This window comes from Paenimyroides marinum (assembly GCF_900108395.1).
GTDB classification, from domain to species: Bacteria; Bacteroidota; Bacteroidia; order Flavobacteriales; family Flavobacteriaceae; genus Flavobacterium; species Flavobacterium marinum.
The window spans coordinates 1-15,781 of sequence record NZ_FNXE01000052.1; the positions used below are offsets into that span (position 1 = coordinate 1).

Sequence of the window (15,781 nt, forward strand, 5' to 3'; positions counted from 1 at the left end):
CATCCACTCATCCATCTCCTTACGGAGTTGCTGCTCTTCGGTTAATAATTCTGTAGTTTGCCCCTGACAGGAAGTCGTGCCTGTTATGAGGAAAAAGTATATCAACAATATGCGTAGCTGCTGTATCATATTTTAAAGGACATTAAGATTAGATTTTTTATTTTTCCCTGAATTCCTCCAGCGTCTGCGGGTGTAGGTAAAAGGAGATAGATTCATCATTTTCCTGTTGCGATACCCAACCATCCGGATGAAGGGAGTAATAGGTCGGTTTTATTAATACTTTTCCATGGTCATCCATAAGGCCCCATAATCCGTCATATTCCGAGTGGTACCGCCATTGCCGGGTATTGTCCATCGGATAAACCTCATAATATTCCGGGGTAATCAACCACTGTTGCTTCACAAAATCCCATATGCCCTGCCGTACCGTTTTGCCCTGCTGCAGGGTAATATGGTACATTGAACTGTCGCCGAGTGGGCTTATCCGGTCGATTTTCCAGCCCTCGGGGATTTGGTTCCTCGGAATATAATGTTCCTTTTCCGGCCAGAGGATATTGCCCGACCGTTGGATGACCGTAAAGGGAATATCGGGAGGCAACGTCTGGTGCCAGTTCCCTTCCGTATCCAGAAATCGAAAAAAGCGCTCTCCATCGCGGAAGCTCATAAACACGAAGTAACCCGACTCCGGAACGGACGCGAGCATCCAGAGTCCTCGTATGAGCTCTTCTGCCGTGGGATCGTCAGGATGCATATTCTCGTGTATTAGACGGGGTAAGGCTTTCGAGAAATCGGGGTAGATAAAAATAAGACCTTCTTCGTTCCGGTAAGCAGAAGCTATTGGTGCATAATCTCTGGTAAGACGTTTCCCAACCGGCACATCTTCTACCTTGAAGGCGATGGAATCTAATACCGTATAGCCTTCTTTGTCCACCCGGTTGCCCTTACGGTCCACAGTGTACAGATTTACACCTTTCCGCTGGGCAAAAGTATACACTGTCAACGGATCTATAATCCCCGAGGCGATGAAACGGGCACCCTTTGCCCGGATATCGTACAGTCTGCCGTTGATCAGCACCTGGTTGCTGTCAAGGGTGCTGACGTCAAAATATTTGTCTGTATATCCCTTATTGGTGAGCCGCTCGCTCCGTACCTTCCGGGGCTTATCGCCAAGGACAAACACCGTTTTCTTTAACCGTTTCACTTTGGTGTCAAATAAGCGATTATCGTTACCGGTTCCCATCAAGTTGAACCCCGGAAGGAATTTCCATTCCCAGAAGCGCCATCGGGTATAATACGATTTATGTACCTCTGCTAAGGTGAAATCTTCCAGCGTATGCAGGTGTATGACATCGTATTCCGGGACGATGATCAACTTGTTGTTTTGATCAATAACGCCCTTTTTATTCAGACTATCTGAGATTACAGCAAAACCGTGCTCGGTAAAGAGGCTTGCATTTTTATACTGTGGCTCAATCTGAATGTGCAGGTTTTCATCGGCGTAGCCAAACCTTTCTGATTTATCCCGATAGGGATACAGTACTTCGTGTGGTGTATCATCGACTGGCGATCTCGTCTGTGCACAGGCATTGCTGCTAAGCATAATACATAGATAGAATATACATTTTGTCATCGGTTCAAACATTCAATAAAGAGGTATTCCCCCTGATACAAATTTCTCCAAAACAAGGGATTCAACCTATCCACGAAAACCACTATTTTCTTGTTTGGATTTTGATATCACACAGTAGTGGTCTACATTTGATAGATAAAAAACTGTATTTAAACTTGGAAAGCAATGTGATACTGACGGAGAAAGATGGTTTTCATAAACTTTACTTGTTCATCTCCGGTGGTGGAAACAAATACCTTGCTGCCGTGTTCGAGCATTGGGTTTCGTTCTTCCAGTATCCCACGGTATACGATGCCCTGCTGAGAGACAAAATTATAGCACCCTTGAAACTTAATTTCTCGCTACCACAGGGAACGGTTACGGCGTTTATCTATGATTTCAAATACATGGCTGTCGTATTGCAGGAGCGATTGATTTTTATGGTTTTGACAACGCGCAAAGGAAATGGATGAAAACAGGGGGATTCTACACTTCCGGTTTGCAGATATGTATAACAATAAAAAATGAAGATGATGCAAAAGAAACCATACACGTTAATTTTTATACTAACTAGTCTACTTATGTTCAGCAACCTATACGGTTACGCACAACATCAGTATAAAACAGAAACCTTCGGGGTACAAAAGGAATATACCCACCGGGGCAAAACCTATCAGGTGGGCCGCTTACTGCTTAAAGATTTTAAATACGGGTCGTTAACGCTTCGTGTGATAGAAAAGGATACCATTAGAGATATCCCGGCACCGATGGATGAATATCCCGATCTGGAGATGTCCCGTTCGGACTTGATCCAACTACATGGACATCCCTTTTTCTTTGTTATCGATCGCTACCGGGTATACCTCGTTGATCTGGAAAATGAAAAGATCTCTGCACGCATACAGCCCGGTCTGGGGGTGGAATACGGCGATGATTCCATCAGTGGGACCGTGAGTGGATTTCAATTTTTTGATGGAGATAATTATTTGCTGGGTATTGCAGTCAGCTATGGGGTTTTCTGTTTTAATATTTCCGACCTTGACGAGCCGAAAGAATTATCTCGTTATACTGGACATTACGGCGACCGGGGACAACCTTATTTCTTTCTGGAGCAAAATGCCGATGGCTCCTACAATGGTATGGTTTCCAGGAGCGATACGATGAAAAAATCAGATTATGTTTCCAACTTTTATACAGGAACCCAACAAGCAACTTACCTGTTTCGGGATGCGCATCTTATGCCGCCAAGCGGAACGTATATCAATCCAGTCAATGATGAAACCCCAAAATCCTTTGTACTGTTTTATGAAAAGGGTACAAACGGCAAAAAAATACCTTGGGTAGTCGATCTCAAAAAGGGAATAGTAATCAAAGGCGAAGCGGCAAAGCACTTTTTGGACAAGCATCAGCAGCCATGAGAAAATTATGTTGTATATCAATCTTTTTGTTCTGTCTCACGTTCAGCTACGCGCAAGACAGCCAGCAACTGCTGATGCCGGGCTGGATACGGAAGTGGTTTTTCCGGACAACTGGGAGCAGGTGTCGACCACTTTTACCGGCTGTACCCTTGAAAAAGTGGAGAGTGAGTACGGAAACCTGCTTGCCTTGCGGATAAGAGACAAAAAATCCGGGGAACCTATACAGATTATCGGCCCGGTGGATATCGGTTACCCGTCTGGTATATTAGAAACGGAAGATGATAACGGCGATAAGCAACTGATTTTCCGTATCCGTTTTGAAAAGGAAGAAACGGAACCTGTGGTGTATGTATTCGACAAGCGACGTAAGCTCTTCGTGAAAGAGAGTGACTGAGCACAAAATCATTGTTTTCATGGATTGTATGAAGCAGCCAAAGCGTCTAATTTTGTTGAAACGATATATTCCCATTCATTTAAAATATATGAAGATAATTCTAAGTATCATCGCCTTGTCGATTATCCATGCAGCTTCGGCACAAAATAACTCAGCCTATACAGCATTGTCTGAAGATAGCCTCAAGGGAAAGACTTATAAAGCGGAAATTACAACCTTATATGCAAGGACGGTAGATGGAGGTGTGACGGATACCAGATATTGCTACTTATCGTTCGAAAAAGACAGCGTAAAAAGCACACACGTTGAATTACATATATCTTACAGTGATGGGCAAAAACGGAATCCCATACATCTGAAAGTAAAACCTATCCTTGGAGGTTGCATAATACCGAACTAATCATCGAAAACTTTAAGGATTACGGGCATCTTAATTTTAGAAACAACCAAATTGTTGGGGAAAACTGGTCTGGTAGTGATTTGATATTCTGCTTAGAAAGCGATCAGCCTGTAAAATTGCAAAATGAATAAAACGATAATTAACTAAACCACTATGGATTTTCAGTCCATAGTAGTTTAGTTTCTGTCGTTAAGTCCAATGCCGTCAGGAATTTGTTAGTTTGTTGTTTTTTACTTATTCCGTTGTTTTCTACCATAATGCTGGGCGAACCCCGCCACCGTCCTTGGGTCTGCCATAGACACCATTTCCGCGAATATAAACATTACCTTTTCCATTAACACTTGCGGATGTCCGTCCGTAATATCCTGGTGAACGAAGTCGCCACCAATGGTTTTCACTTCCAAATTTTGCTTGTCGTTTTCGATTATTTTCGTCATCAATTAACCATTTCTGTTTCCCTTTAACCAATAAATTTTCCCGGCTGTCACCAAAGTATTCGCAAACTTCTTCAATGCTTAATAAAAATACATTGTCAATAGTGTCTATCCCGCCTTTCGTTTTAAACCAAGGGTTGTTGTGGTTTTTGTTTGTTACAGCAATTACATTTTCTTTTTCATTTTGGTTGAAAGCATTGAAAAATTCATGGTTAAGATATTCTCTCAATGCACACTTTTCCCAAGTTATATCTATAAAATCGTTATTGTACCAACGTAATTCAATTATTTCTTCTGTAATAATCAGTGCCTTGTTGTTTTTAACATCAAGCACTCGCCATTTGTAATTACCAAAAGTAATAACACCGTCTTTTATCATCTGTTTTGTCTTTTTAACCGATAGATACCAAAGTGCCAAAACAAAATTGAAATTGTGATGCGTAACAACACATTGATTATTATTTTTGATGTCAGTCCATGAGCAAGTGCAAATACTTCCAAAACTCCTGTTGATAAGTGAAATACAATAAAGGCGGTTGAAATAAGTTGTAACGAATAATTGTCCTCAATTTTTCTTGCAAAAAAAGAAAGAAATGCAATGCTCAATTCGGCTGCACCCAAAAAGTAGCACAGCAAATATTCATTTGGTGAAATGTGGATGTTTACTGTTTTGGGAATAACAGTCGGGGCAAATATGAGAACAATACTTGCAGCAAAAGTTATCAATCCGTGGACTAACAATAATACTTTTAGTGATTTATTTTCTGATTTTTCAATATTCATATCTCACTATTGTCCTTTTAGTATGGTAAAATACTTCTCTTTAATTTTTTTCCAATCGTTGTTGCTGTCTTTATGGGTTTCTATTAGATTTTTTAGTTCGGTATCGTTCATATCTTGTCTTGTCTTATTCTGAATATCAAGTACTGTCAGTAAGTATTTTGCTTTGTCCAAGTCGTTCAACAAGCTTTTATCTATACCACATCTCGATAAATTATCTGCCGCCATCTCAGGGTCTTCTTTTGAATATACTACATCGTACAGTACTGCAAACAGTTTTGCATACTTTTCGTTTTCCAAAGTCCTATAAAAAGCACTTTCACCTTTGCTTATGGGTGTACCAATAAACAAAGTGTTACCGCCCGCATCCGTCAAAGTAAATCTTCGGTCTTGTTTCAAATCCCGTACCGTGGTAAATCTTGGTATTCCCGAGCGGGGGACTTTACCGGTATGTTTTTTTATTGATTTCGCAAAGGCATCGTGCAATGCGTCAACATCATTCACACGAATAAAGCACATTGAAGCATTTTCAGCAGGAACATTTCTTCTATTTCCCCAAAAGTGAAGCTCAATTGTTCCAAATTGCAATGCCGCATACGGATTGGGTGAAGTTTGCAGTTCAGTTAGTTTAAATCCTAATTGTTCGTAGAACGCCACCTGTGCTCTTATATCGGGGCAAGGAAGAATGGGAATAACTTTGTCCGGATGCGGTTCAGTTTTCGATATAGTTGACTCACTGTTCGTATATTTCCCTTTTTTGAATTGTTCTTGTCTTGTAATGATTCATTTTTTCGTCAACTGTCGTTGTTGGGTTGAACGGTCGTTTAGCCTTGCCCATAATGTTCGGCGACTTTGCGAGGGCTGGGAAATAGAAGCACTAAAGTTCAATTTAGCAGTAACGTAGCCGATGTGTTTGACTGCGTCGAACCACTTCGTTAGGTTTCCACAGAAGCTAACTTACAAAATAAAAAGCGAATGTGAATTAATAATCACCGATTTCTAAAAAAAATAATTCTGAGGTAAACACATTCGGTGGAATAAATGCACAGAGGTTAATGTTATTCTTTAGCCAGATGTAGCTGTATAAATCCTTCGTTGTAGCTGTATTCTTTAAATTGAAATGTAGCAAACAATCCGTTGATATTGCCCAAAGTGCCAGAGTTTCCTATAAGAACCGGGCTCATATTCAAATAAAAATCTGTCACCAAATCTTTGTCTATAAAAGCATTGAACGTTCCAATACCTCCTCCGACTGCCATTTCGGTTATTCCTTTTGCTGTCATATAGGCAATGGCTTCTTCGGGACTGCCGACTATCTTGTAACCTTCTACTGAGTATGCTTGATCGGACAATATCACAATTTCAATGTCCTTAAATTTTTCCCGGAGTTCTGTTGGAAAATGCTGAAAATTTTCAAATGTTTTTAACCCAATGACGAGGTTACCCACTCGCTTTGCAAATTCCAGATAAAATCCCATCACTTCCGGTGGCAATTGGTGATGTGGGTTGTCGGACAATAAAAACCTTCCATTGACCGAAATGTTTGCGATAACTGATACTTTCATTTTTTTTTATTTTATCATTGTACAAAGCTATTGAGTATTTACTTTATATTTGTTATGCATTACCTTTAGGAAAGTGACTATTGTATGGAAAATAATAAAAACAACGTAAACAAAGAAACGGTACTGGCACTCAAAGATGCCATTGAGTTATTGGGCGGTAAATGGAAGTTTTGCATTCTGCACAATTTACAGAACTACGGCACCATGCGGTTTAAGGATTTGAAGGAAACATCTCAGGGAATTTCGCCAAAAGTGCTGTCAAAGGAATTGCAGGAGCTGGAAGAAAACCAGCTAATCACCCGAACGGTGAACAACACCAAGCCGGTCACAGTATCATATAAGCTGACCAAGCACGCTACTGAAAGTCAGCCTGTATTGAAAGCTTTGATTGATTTTGGATTGAAGCACCGAAAGAAGATTAAGGAAAAGTAATCACCTTTATTAAAAAAAAAAATAAATAAGCCTGTGATGTATTCGCAGGCTTACAGTAATGAGATTGCTTTGATTTTTACTTTAATTCAACAACGAATTCTTCTTTTGGTAAACGAACTTTTTTCAGATTTACATTCCAATCATTTGGTGCATCTCTGTATCCTAATGCAAGCAATACTACACTTTTTAATCCTTTTTCTTTAAGCTTTAAAACCTCATCAAATTTTACCGGGTCAAAACCTTCCATTGGTGTACTATCTACCTGTAATTCGGCAGCGGCAATTAACGCAGTGCCAAGCCCGATGTACGATTGTTTTGCTGCCCAAATTGCATTTTCTTCCGGTGTGTGTTTTTGAAGGAAATAAAATTCCAATGCCTTTTGAAAATCAGTAAGTTCTGAAACGGACATATTTCTTTCTTTCGCAATCAGATTCATATAATCATCAATATGTTCTTGCGTAATATTTTCAAAAGAGGCGAATACTAAGAGGTGAGAGGCTTCTTCAATTTGAGAATTGAATGAGCCTTCTCTCAACACTTTTTGAACTTCTTTGTTTTCAATTACATATACTCTGAAAGGCTGTAATCCTGTTGATGTTGCAGAAAGATTTATAGCTTCAATGATCTTATCAACTTTGTATTGCTCTACCTTTTTGTCACTATATTTTTTTACAGTGTAACGCCATTTTAAATTTTTGTGTAAATCCATTGTATTAAAATTTTAATCGTTTGATATGACAAAATTAGAGAGTTATTGTTTACTTTTGCTATTAAGTAACAAAAAGTAATAGTAACTTTTGGGTAACCAAATAACTTATGACGGACAATAATTTTCAAATAGAATGTAAAAAACACTTGCTTGCTATTCACGACACAATGGATATTCTCAATGGCAAGTGGAAAGTTTCCATAGTTGCTACTTTGTGCTATCACGATAAAAGACGGTTCACTGATATTTTGAATGATGTTAAAGGGATTTCTAACAAAATGTTGAGTAAAGAATTAAAAGATTTGGAAGTAAATAAACTTGTTAAACGTACCGTTTTAGATACTAAACCAATAACTGTTCAGTATGAACTCACCGAATATGGCGTTACGCTGAAACCCATAATAAATTACTTGTCGGATTGGGGGAAAACACACAGAGATATGATTATCGGGAAATAATCATTGTCGGAAAGTTTTAATGGTAGTCCCTAATTGATTTTTTTAAGTTTTGAGCGTTGTAGCCTTGTCTACAACCTGAAGAAATACCTACGTTTTGTTGTGAAAAAACCGCTCGCAATAACTCAAAAAATATCTCTGAAACAAGGAAAAGTGAACACTTTTCTGAAAGACAGGTTCTATGATGTGAAAAACTTCATTATATGCCACTCCATTTTTCAGATTTGAACTTCTATCCAAAAACAAACCTCGCTTAAAACGGCTTAAACGAGGTCATTTTTTTATGATTTTTACTGATTTTTTTGAAACAGGATAGTTGTGCAACGGTTGCTGATGTTGTGCTATCGCTCTTCTTTAATTTACGGAAATCGGATTTTTATTTTCATCTACTGCTACAAAAGTAAATTCTCCGTGAATGGCTTGTTCTCTTTGGTCGGAATACATTTGTTCGATTATCATTTCTACGCTTACTTTCATACTCGTATTTCCGACATGTGTAACTTTCCCGATAAGTTCAACTATTGTTCCTGACGGTATCGGCTTTTTGAAATCTATTCGCTCGCTACTTACGGTTACCACTCTTTTTCGGCAGAATCTTGTTGCTGTAATAAAAGCCACTTCGTCCATTAACTGCATTGCAGTTCCACCAAAAAGTGTATCATAATGATTTGTTGTATTCGGAAAAACGGCTTTGAATATGCTTGTTTCCGATTGTTTTATTTTTTCTTCTGTTGTCATGTTATTTCTTGTTTGGGTTATTATAAAATATGCCCAAAATGCGTTTCAATTTGTTTTGAAATTTTTGGTTGTGATATTCTGCTTTTAATTCCTTCATACAGTTGGCACAAAGGCAATCGTCAAATTGTTCGTTGATAAAATCCCTTTCTTCCGAATTTAATTTAACCTCTGAACACTGACACAGCAAAATAGAACCAACCTTACATTCAAAAACGGTTTTACATCTTGGGCAATATTTTTCTTCGTGTTGAGCCAATTATAACCAGTGATTGTTTGCTTTTTCTTCTTGCAAATATGCAATCGTTGCTTCTTTTGAGGCAGCAACCATTGCTTCCAATGCTTTTCTGGTTTCGTCCCAATGTCTTGTTTTCAGTCCGCAATCGGGATTTACCCAAATTTGATTGGCAGGAATAACGGCTTCGGCTTTTCGCAACAATTCAACCATTTCTTCTTTAGACGGAACTCTTGGCGAATGGATTTCGTAAACACCCGGACCGATTTCGTTCGGATATTTAAACTCCGCAAAAGCGTCCAACAATTCCATTTGAGAACGGGAACATTCAATCGTAATCACATCAGCATCCATATCGGCAATATTTTGAATGATGTCGTTAAACTCGGAATAGCACATGTGCGTATGAATTTGTGTTGAATCTTTCACGCCGGTCGAAGCAATTCTGAAACTTTCAACCGCCCATTTCAGATAATTTTGCCAATCCACTTTTCTCAACGGAAGCCCTTCTCTTATCGCTGGTTCGTCAATCTGGATGATTTTAATTCCTGCATTTTCAAGGTCGGAAACTTCATCACGAATGGCGAGTGCAATTTGTTTGCAGGTTTCAGAACGTGGCTGGTCGTTCCGTACGAAAGACCATTGCAAAATAGTAACGGGTCCCGTTAACATTCCTTTCACCCATTTTTCGGTTAAAGATTGAGCATATTTTGACCAATAAACCGTCATTGGATTTGGTCGGGAAACATCACCGAAAATAATGGGCGGTTTCACACAACGGCTACCGTAGCTCTGTACCCAACCATTTTTGGTAAAGACAAAACCGTTTAATTGCTCGCCAAAATATTCCACCATATCATTGCGTTCAAATTCTCCGTGAACCAGTACGTCAATTCCGATTTCTTCCTGCCAACGAATGGTTTTTTCGGTTTCTTCTTTTAGTAAAGTGTCGTATTGCTGTGCATTTAATTCACCTTTTTTAAATTTTGCCCGCCAACTTCTCACTTCAGTAGTTTGTGGGAATGAACCAATGGTTGTCGTTGGGAACAAAGGTAAATTCAATACTTTTTGTTGTTTGGTTTTTCGGATTGAAAATTCGTTTTCTCTTTGTGCATCTTTTTCTGTTACAGAATTTACACGTTGTTTTACTTGTTCGTTATGAATGAGTTTGGAAGTTTTTCTACTTGCGATTGCCTTTTGGTTTTCTTCTGATTTTTCAATTGCATTTCCGTTTGCCAATTCTTTTAGCATTACAACTTCATCAACTTTTTGTTTGGCAAAAGCAAGCCAGTTTTTGATTTCAGAATCTAAATTAGTTTCCAAATCCAAATCGCAAGGTGAGTGGAGTAGAGAACAAGACGGCGCAATTAAAACGCTATCAGTACCAATTTTATCAATCGCCTTTTTGATGAAATTCAGGGAAGTTTCAAAATCGTTTTTCCAGATATTTCTTCCGTCCACCACACCCAATGACAAACTCAAATTTTCGGGAACGGCATTTAAAACTTCGTCTAATTGTTCAGGATTTCTGACCAAATCGATGTGTAATGCGCAAACAGGCAAGGAAACCGCAAGAGAGAGATTGTCTTTCAATCCGTCAAAATAGGTGGCTACCAAAATTTTCAGATGTGGAAATTGTTTTCTAAGTTCTTTGTAAACGAATTGGAAAGTTTCCTTTGCTTTTTCGTTTAAATCCAATACCAAAAACGGTTCGTCAAACTGAATCCATTCTGCTCCGCGAGCTTCTAAATCCTTAAGGATTTCGATGTAAACAGGCAATAGGTTTTTGGCTAAATCCAATTTATCAAAACCTTCTTCTTTTTCTTTTCCTAAAAGCAGATAGGAAACCAAACCTATGATAACGGGTTTTGCTTTTACACCTGCTTGTTTTGCTCCTTCAAATTCGTTGATGATTTTGTTGGAAAAGAGCTTGAATTCTTGATTTTTGTAAAATTCAGGAACGATATAATGGTAATTGGTGTCAAACCATTTGGTCATTTCCATTGCGGTAATGTCCAATCCGTCTTTCTGATAACCTCTTGCCATCGCAAAGTACAAATCCATTTCGGAATTTGATTTTACGGCAACTTCGTGGTAGCGTTTCGGAATCGCACCAACGACTAATGACATATCCAAAACCTGGTCGTAAAACGAAAAATCGTTGCAGGGAACGAGGTCAATTCCTGCTTCTTTTTGCAGTTTCCAATTTTGGGTTGTGATGTTTTTGCTTACAGTTTGAAGTTGTTGTAAGGTAATTTTGCCCGACCAATATTGCTCGCAGGCTTTTTTGAGTTCTCTGTTGCTACCAATTCGCGGATAGCCAAGAATGTGCGTTTGCATTTTCTTTTACTTTTAAATGATTAAACAATATTTAAAAGTTCTTTTGATGCTTCTCAACGCTTTTACGGAAAGTTGATTTTAGAAAAACAGATGTACTGACAAAACGCAATTTCTCCATTGAAACCGCTTTGTAAATATCATCTGTAAGACTTAAAACTCCAAACCGCGAGAGCATTGTCCATTCGGAACAGGCAGGTCTCCTGACTTGTAACGGTTTTCACCGTCCTTCCCGCTAAAAAAACAGTGGACATAATTTGATAAAAACCTTTGGTGTGTTACTTACAGTTGCGCGACAGTTCGTGATTTGCACACGATTCCCTATTAATTCACAGCTAAGTAAAACCTTTTCCGTTTGATGAAGTATGTTAAAGAACATTTTCTTGTCACAAAGGTAAACATTTTTAGAAAAAGATTTTAGTTTTATGAAATTTTGGATTTTTGATGTGCGGTTTGTTAGGGCGTCTCACAACGGGAAACGCATTGCCGAAAGTAGCTGAAATAGAAGCCGAAAGTTTCGATTTAGACGGAACGTAGCCGATGTGTTTGACTGCATCGAACCACTTCATTTGGTTTCCACAGAAGCTAAATTATTAAAAAAAAGCTGAATGTGAATTGATAATCACCGATTCCTTAAAAAAAAATTCTGAGGTAAACACATTCTGTGGAATAAAAAGACGACTCATGGCAAAGCCGAACAGAACGAAGCTAAAGCTTAGTTATTATTAGCACACGTACTTCTCCGTCTTGTTTGTCGGTCAGTGTTGGGAAACTATACTCTTTTGTAAGTTTTGGTCTGGCGTTGGTCTGTGTGACTTGCAAATGTGTATGGTTTTAGCGTTGGGTTAAAGTTTTATGTTCCATTCAATTGGTTTTAATCTGTCTGCTACTGTTGATAGTGTTTTTAATATGTCCGTTTCGGATGGAAGTGTGCCAAAAACTAATTCGCTGAAACTTCCTGTGTAAATATCTTTTATTTTATTCCAAGTGTCTGTCGTGTCAGAAAAAATAATTGCTGTCGTTGGGTGGTTGGCTAACCATGCGTTGTTGTTTTTGAAACTTGTAATGTCGTCAGTTGCTACTCGCAAAAGCATTGTTTCAAAGTCGTCTGATTGAAAGAAAGATTTTAGGTTTTCATCTTTCAACATCAAATGAATGTCATAAGTATGACGGATTTTGTTTCGTAAATCGGTTATGGGTTCTTGTGTTTGAGAAAAACGAACCAAACTCATAATTTTTTCGCACAATGTTCTTTTGGGGTTCAATACCAATACTTCAAACGGATTCATTCTGTATTCGTCAATGAGTGATTGCTGATTGTTCTGCAACATCATTTCGTAAATGAACGAACTTACATTTGCCGTTGTGTAAGGCTCAAAATTTCCCAACCAAGTAGATTCTACTATTATGTTATCCTGAACTTGTCCGTAATTTCCCGTAAAAGTTTTTGTGTAGCTGTGTGCCGTTTTGCGTATCATTCCAAGTTTGTTGGTAATGCCTTCAATCTCAATTTCGGGTAGTACATTGGAGACGCATTTGGAAATTTTTTTGATTTTGGTTTTCAGTTGGTTTCCTGTTTCACTTTCATTTCGCAACACGACCAAATCAATGTCTTCCGAAAACCGTTGTATCATTCCGAAACATTTTGACAGCGCTGTTCCACCTTTAAAGACGGTTTCTTTGCCTATATCATTTTTGAAAATATTGAATAAAGCATACGTTACCCAATAATCCTTTTAGATGTATTCGGGCGGTAGGTTTTTCTGTTGTGCCGTAAACCGAATGGCATCCGTGTATAGCGATATGTTTTCGTGCAATTTCATTGGATATACCAATTGTTTTTTGTTGGCAATTCATTTTCTTTTAAACCTAATTTGGTGGTTGTAAGCGGGTTTAAGCTTTGTTTCAACTTATCCAATTCTTTGCTTTTACAGCCAATATTTTGCAAAATAGCACCCACCAAAGCCCGAACTCTTGACGGATAAAGCAAAGCATATTTTATCAATGTTTCGGTTTGCTTTTTATCCAAATCTTTTAAAATGGCACTCAATCTTTTAACGGATTGGACAACCGAAGCATCGGGAATTTTCTTGATGTCCTTAAACGCATCCAAAAGCCCCAAAACTTCATAATTGTTTTCTGTTACTTCGGCATAACTTTTTACGCCATCAGCTTTTAATGTGCCTCTGTTGATGTAAATGCGTTTTCCCCGACTGGCTATTTTAATGCGAAACGCCATTTGTGTAGTAAGTCCCAAACGTCTGTAAAGTGAAATGCCCGTTTCATAAGCAATGCGTTTTCCGTTTTCAAACAAGTAAGGGCGAAGCTGTTCGCTGTAATCGGGCATCAACTCGCCAAAAACCGTTTGTTCGGGTTTGTAGAAAATACCTTTGGAAACTTTTTTGATAAGCCCTGTTTTTTGCAGGCGTTCCAATGCTTTGGCGGCAGTGGTATAATCTTCTTTGGCAATACGCAAATCGTCATAACCAAAGGTTTTTCCTTCGGGAAATTGTTTTATCCTGTTGCGTATTTGAGTTGCCAAAGTCATAGTGCAAAGGTAAGCATAGTTTTTAATATGTCAAGTTTATTGAGCGGAAAACTTGACATTTTTACTAGCTTGTAAAATATCCAAATACTTATTATAAAGCCTTAAAAAGTTTTCCAAAGAATACTCAACACTTCCTCCATTCAGCTCATAATGTTCTTTAGTTGGTTCATATTTCGCCATAATTTCAGTGTGATGTTTATCATATATTTCATCAAAGAGAAAAGAATCCAAACAATCGAAACAGTCAACAACTAAATTTGGCTCGGTTTCCAAAATAATAATTCCGGTTTTTTTCCAATTGTCGGTTTTCTTTAAAGGAAAAAAATAGTTGTCTTTATGGTTTAACAGCCAAATAACAAGTATTTTTTCATTCTCTTTATCGAATTGCTGGTAATCATTAAAAGCTTTTTGAGCTAAATGATTTTTATCATAGTTATGAACTAAATTAGAAACTTTACTGTAAAGAGAATCTATATGTTTGTGTGCCTTGTATTTTAAACTGACAAAAGGGTCGTTTAAGTTTAATTCATTCGCTAACGGTTCTTGCCGTAATATGCAACGCTGTTGATTGGGAGGAAATTGCAGATTTTGGAAAATCCCGAAAAGACTTTTTGTCCGGATATTTGGACTTAACCAATGGGATACCCTCTCACGATACTTTCAATCGTTTTTTCTCATTGTTCAGTCCTGAAAAGTTTCAGACACTTTTTATAGGTTGGCTTCACGAACTTTTAAACATCAAAACAGAAGCTGAAAATCAAGTTGCTATCGATGGAAAAAGCAGTAAATTAATGGCAAGTAAAAACAATACGATGCTTCATTTGCTCAATGCTTATCTGGTCGACAAACAATGCATTTTAGGTCAGGTAAAAACAGAGGATAAGTCCAATGAGATTACAGCAATTCCTATGTTACTTGAGATTTTGGAATTGACAGGAGCTATCGTTAGTATTGATGCAATGGGTTGTCAAAAAAATATTGCAGAAAAAATAATCGAAAAACAAGCAGACTATTTTCTTGCTGTAAAACAAAACCTAAAAATCTTGTATGAGGATATTGAAAGTGCTTTTTTGGTGTTTAAAAAGACGGATGACAATTATTATTTATCGGAAGAAATCAACGGTTCAAGAGTTGAAACACGAACTTGTAAAGTCATAGAAGATTTATCTCATCTTTCAACAGGGATTGAGTGGAAAGGCTTGAAAAAAGTAGTGATGATTCAAACCCAAACCTATTTAAAAAGTGAAAATAAGACAAGGTCTGAGAATAGATTTTACATCACAAGCAAAGAAACTTCTGCAGAAAACTACCTGAAAATCAGCCGAAATCATTGGGCTATTGAGAATAATTTGCATTGGAGTTTAGATGTTATTTTAGGAGAAGACAAAAGCAGGAAACGAACTAACAATGTAGCCGAAAAATTTTCTGTAATTTTAAAAGTCATTATCAAACTTTTACAAGAAAAACAAGCCTTGAACAAGAAAATAAGCATTAAAAGAATGAGAAAAATGGCAGCTTGGAATTTAGATTATCTAAATGAACTCATTAAATTTTAATGCGTTTGACCTGCTCTTTCGCCAAACGCCTGTTGAACTTAACCTCTGGTAGCTTTCACTGGATTTGTGACTTGTTGCATTGAAAAACAGTGCAAAAACAACAAAACAGCACAAGTTTAAACACAAAAAAAGCAGTAATGCTAAAATTACTGCCGGTATATCTTAAAGCTACAC

General features: G+C 37.9%; 18 protein-coding genes and 1 riboswitch. Of the genes, 6 read left to right on the forward strand and 12 right to left on the reverse strand.

Annotation, left to right across the window (positions count from 1 at the left end):
• Window positions 1-157: 157 nt before the first annotated feature.
• A complete protein-coding gene (locus BLW20_RS12965; RefSeq protein WP_177165097.1) occupies window positions 158-1,630 on the reverse strand; it encodes a WG repeat-containing protein in 1,473 nt (490 codons plus the stop codon).
• 101 nt (window positions 1,631-1,731) lie between these two features.
• Between BLW20_RS12965 and BLW20_RS12970 the strand changes: the two genes are divergently transcribed.
• The 3 genes from BLW20_RS12970 to BLW20_RS12980 are packed head-to-tail and all read left to right on the forward strand — an operon-like array spanning window position 1,732 to window position 3,421.
• Window positions 1,732-2,082 (forward strand): hypothetical protein, encoded by a 351-nt coding sequence (locus tag BLW20_RS12970; protein WP_143037805.1) that lies wholly within the window; start codon window positions 1,732-1,734, stop codon window positions 2,080-2,082.
• Window positions 2,083-2,133: 51 nt separating this feature from the next.
• Window positions 2,134-3,027: a hypothetical protein gene (locus tag BLW20_RS12975; protein ID WP_143037806.1), complete on the forward strand. Its 894-nt coding sequence runs from the start codon at window positions 2,134-2,136 to the stop codon at window positions 3,025-3,027.
• A 7-nt stretch (window positions 3,028-3,034) separates the two neighbouring features.
• Window positions 3,035-3,421 (forward strand): hypothetical protein, encoded by a 387-nt coding sequence (locus BLW20_RS12980; RefSeq protein WP_091102030.1) that lies wholly within the window; start codon window positions 3,035-3,037, stop codon window positions 3,419-3,421.
• Window positions 3,422-4,070: 649 nt separating this feature from the next.
• Here the strand turns inward: BLW20_RS12980 and BLW20_RS12990 are convergent.
• The 4 genes from BLW20_RS12990 to BLW20_RS13005 form a co-directional block, all read right to left on the reverse strand.
• Entirely contained in the window at window positions 4,071-4,634 is a 564-nt protein-coding gene (locus BLW20_RS12990) for a DUF6273 domain-containing protein (protein WP_091102038.1), read from the reverse strand.
• Window positions 4,631-5,038 (reverse strand): hypothetical protein, encoded by a 408-nt coding sequence (locus BLW20_RS12995; protein ID WP_091102040.1) that lies wholly within the window; start codon window positions 5,036-5,038, stop codon window positions 4,631-4,633. The genes BLW20_RS12990 and BLW20_RS12995 overlap by 4 nt, the downstream gene beginning before the upstream one ends.
• Before the next feature lie 6 nt (window positions 5,039-5,044).
• A complete protein-coding gene (locus BLW20_RS13000; RefSeq protein ID WP_091102043.1) occupies window positions 5,045-5,692 on the reverse strand; it encodes a VOC family protein in 648 nt (215 codons plus the stop codon).
• Window positions 5,693-6,093: 401 nt separating this feature from the next.
• A complete protein-coding gene (locus tag BLW20_RS13005) occupies window positions 6,094-6,600 on the reverse strand; it encodes a dihydrofolate reductase family protein (protein ID WP_091102048.1) in 507 nt (168 codons plus the stop codon).
• An 84-nt stretch (window positions 6,601-6,684) separates the two neighbouring features.
• Between BLW20_RS13005 and BLW20_RS13010 the strand changes: the two genes are divergently transcribed.
• Window positions 6,685-7,032, forward strand: coding sequence for a winged helix-turn-helix transcriptional regulator (locus BLW20_RS13010; RefSeq protein WP_091102050.1), 348 nt, complete (start codon window positions 6,685-6,687; stop codon window positions 7,030-7,032).
• Between the two features lie 76 nt (window positions 7,033-7,108).
• On the opposite strand, the gene BLW20_RS13015 is transcribed toward BLW20_RS13010, so the two are convergent.
• Window positions 7,109-7,741, reverse strand: coding sequence for a nitroreductase family protein (locus BLW20_RS13015; protein ID WP_091102051.1), 633 nt, complete (start codon window positions 7,739-7,741; stop codon window positions 7,109-7,111).
• A gap of 107 nt (window positions 7,742-7,848) precedes the next feature.
• Between BLW20_RS13015 and BLW20_RS13020 the strand changes: the two genes are divergently transcribed.
• A complete protein-coding gene (locus tag BLW20_RS13020) occupies window positions 7,849-8,199 on the forward strand; it encodes a winged helix-turn-helix transcriptional regulator (protein ID WP_091102053.1) in 351 nt (116 codons plus the stop codon).
• Window positions 8,200-8,550: 351 nt separating this feature from the next.
• Here BLW20_RS13020 and BLW20_RS13025 read toward each other — a convergent pair whose 3' ends face one another.
• From BLW20_RS13025 to BLW20_RS13050, 6 genes are all read right to left on the reverse strand, one after another.
• Window positions 8,551-8,934, reverse strand: a complete 384-nt coding sequence (locus tag BLW20_RS13025) for an acyl-CoA thioesterase (RefSeq protein WP_091102057.1) — start codon at window positions 8,932-8,934, stop codon at window positions 8,551-8,553.
• 1 nt (window position 8,935) lies between these two features.
• Complete coding sequence (locus BLW20_RS13030) at window positions 8,936-9,190, reverse strand: cysteine-rich CWC family protein (protein WP_091102061.1); 255 nt, start codon at window positions 9,188-9,190, stop codon at window positions 8,936-8,938.
• Window positions 9,191-11,506 carry a 5-methyltetrahydropteroyltriglutamate--homocysteine S-methyltransferase gene (gene metE, locus BLW20_RS13035; protein ID WP_091102064.1) on the reverse strand — a complete coding sequence of 772 codons (2,316 nt, stop codon included), beginning with the start codon at window positions 11,504-11,506 and terminating at the stop codon, window positions 9,191-9,193.
• 173 nt (window positions 11,507-11,679) lie between these two features.
• A riboswitch (cobalamin riboswitch) is annotated at window positions 11,680-11,868 on the reverse strand.
• Window positions 11,869-12,348: 480 nt separating this feature from the next.
• The gene (locus BLW20_RS13040; RefSeq protein ID WP_262492807.1) at window positions 12,349-13,206 is read right to left on the reverse strand and encodes a nucleotidyl transferase AbiEii/AbiGii toxin family protein; all 858 of its coding nucleotides are present in this window, start codon (window positions 13,204-13,206) and stop codon (window positions 12,349-12,351) included.
• 116 nt (window positions 13,207-13,322) lie between these two features.
• A complete protein-coding gene (locus BLW20_RS13045; RefSeq protein WP_245725333.1) occupies window positions 13,323-14,045 on the reverse strand; it encodes a DUF6088 family protein in 723 nt (240 codons plus the stop codon).
• Window positions 14,046-14,087: 42 nt separating this feature from the next.
• Complete coding sequence (locus tag BLW20_RS13050) at window positions 14,088-14,324, reverse strand: hypothetical protein (protein ID WP_091102071.1); 237 nt, start codon at window positions 14,322-14,324, stop codon at window positions 14,088-14,090.
• A 251-nt stretch (window positions 14,325-14,575) separates the two neighbouring features.
• Here BLW20_RS13050 and BLW20_RS13055 point away from each other — a divergent pair, with 251 nt between their 5' ends.
• Window positions 14,576-15,607: an ISAs1 family transposase gene (locus BLW20_RS13055; RefSeq protein WP_143037807.1), complete on the forward strand. Its 1,032-nt coding sequence runs from the start codon at window positions 14,576-14,578 to the stop codon at window positions 15,605-15,607.
• Window positions 15,608-15,781: the final 174 nt, after the last annotated feature.

Excerpts from the sequence above, each read along its gene's own strand:
- BLW20_RS12995 (WP_091102040.1), bottom strand. The coding sequence starts at position 5,038 with ATGAATATTGAAAAATCAGAAAATAAATCACTAAAAGTATTATTGTTA.
- metE (WP_091102064.1), bottom strand. The coding sequence starts at position 11,506 with ATGCAAACGCACATTCTTGGCTATCCGCGAATTGGTAGCAACAGAGAA.
- BLW20_RS12975 (WP_143037806.1), top strand. The coding sequence starts at position 2,134 with ATGAAGATGATGCAAAAGAAACCATACACGTTAATTTTTATACTAACT.
- BLW20_RS13025 (WP_091102057.1), bottom strand. The coding sequence starts at position 8,934 with ATGACAACAGAAGAAAAAATAAAACAATCGGAAACAAGCATATTCAAA.
- BLW20_RS12965 (WP_177165097.1), bottom strand. The coding sequence starts at position 1,630 with ATGACAAAATGTATATTCTATCTATGTATTATGCTTAGCAGCAATGCC.
- BLW20_RS13015 (WP_091102051.1), bottom strand. The coding sequence starts at position 7,741 with ATGGATTTACACAAAAATTTAAAATGGCGTTACACTGTAAAAAAATAT.
- BLW20_RS13020 (WP_091102053.1), top strand. The coding sequence starts at position 7,849 with ATGACGGACAATAATTTTCAAATAGAATGTAAAAAACACTTGCTTGCT.
- BLW20_RS12980 (WP_091102030.1), top strand. The coding sequence starts at position 3,035 with ATGTTGTATATCAATCTTTTTGTTCTGTCTCACGTTCAGCTACGCGCA.
- BLW20_RS12990 (WP_091102038.1), bottom strand. The coding sequence starts at position 4,634 with ATGATAAAAGACGGTGTTATTACTTTTGGTAATTACAAATGGCGAGTG.
- BLW20_RS13010 (WP_091102050.1), top strand. The coding sequence starts at position 6,685 with ATGGAAAATAATAAAAACAACGTAAACAAAGAAACGGTACTGGCACTC.
- BLW20_RS13005 (WP_091102048.1), bottom strand. The coding sequence starts at position 6,600 with ATGAAAGTATCAGTTATCGCAAACATTTCGGTCAATGGAAGGTTTTTA.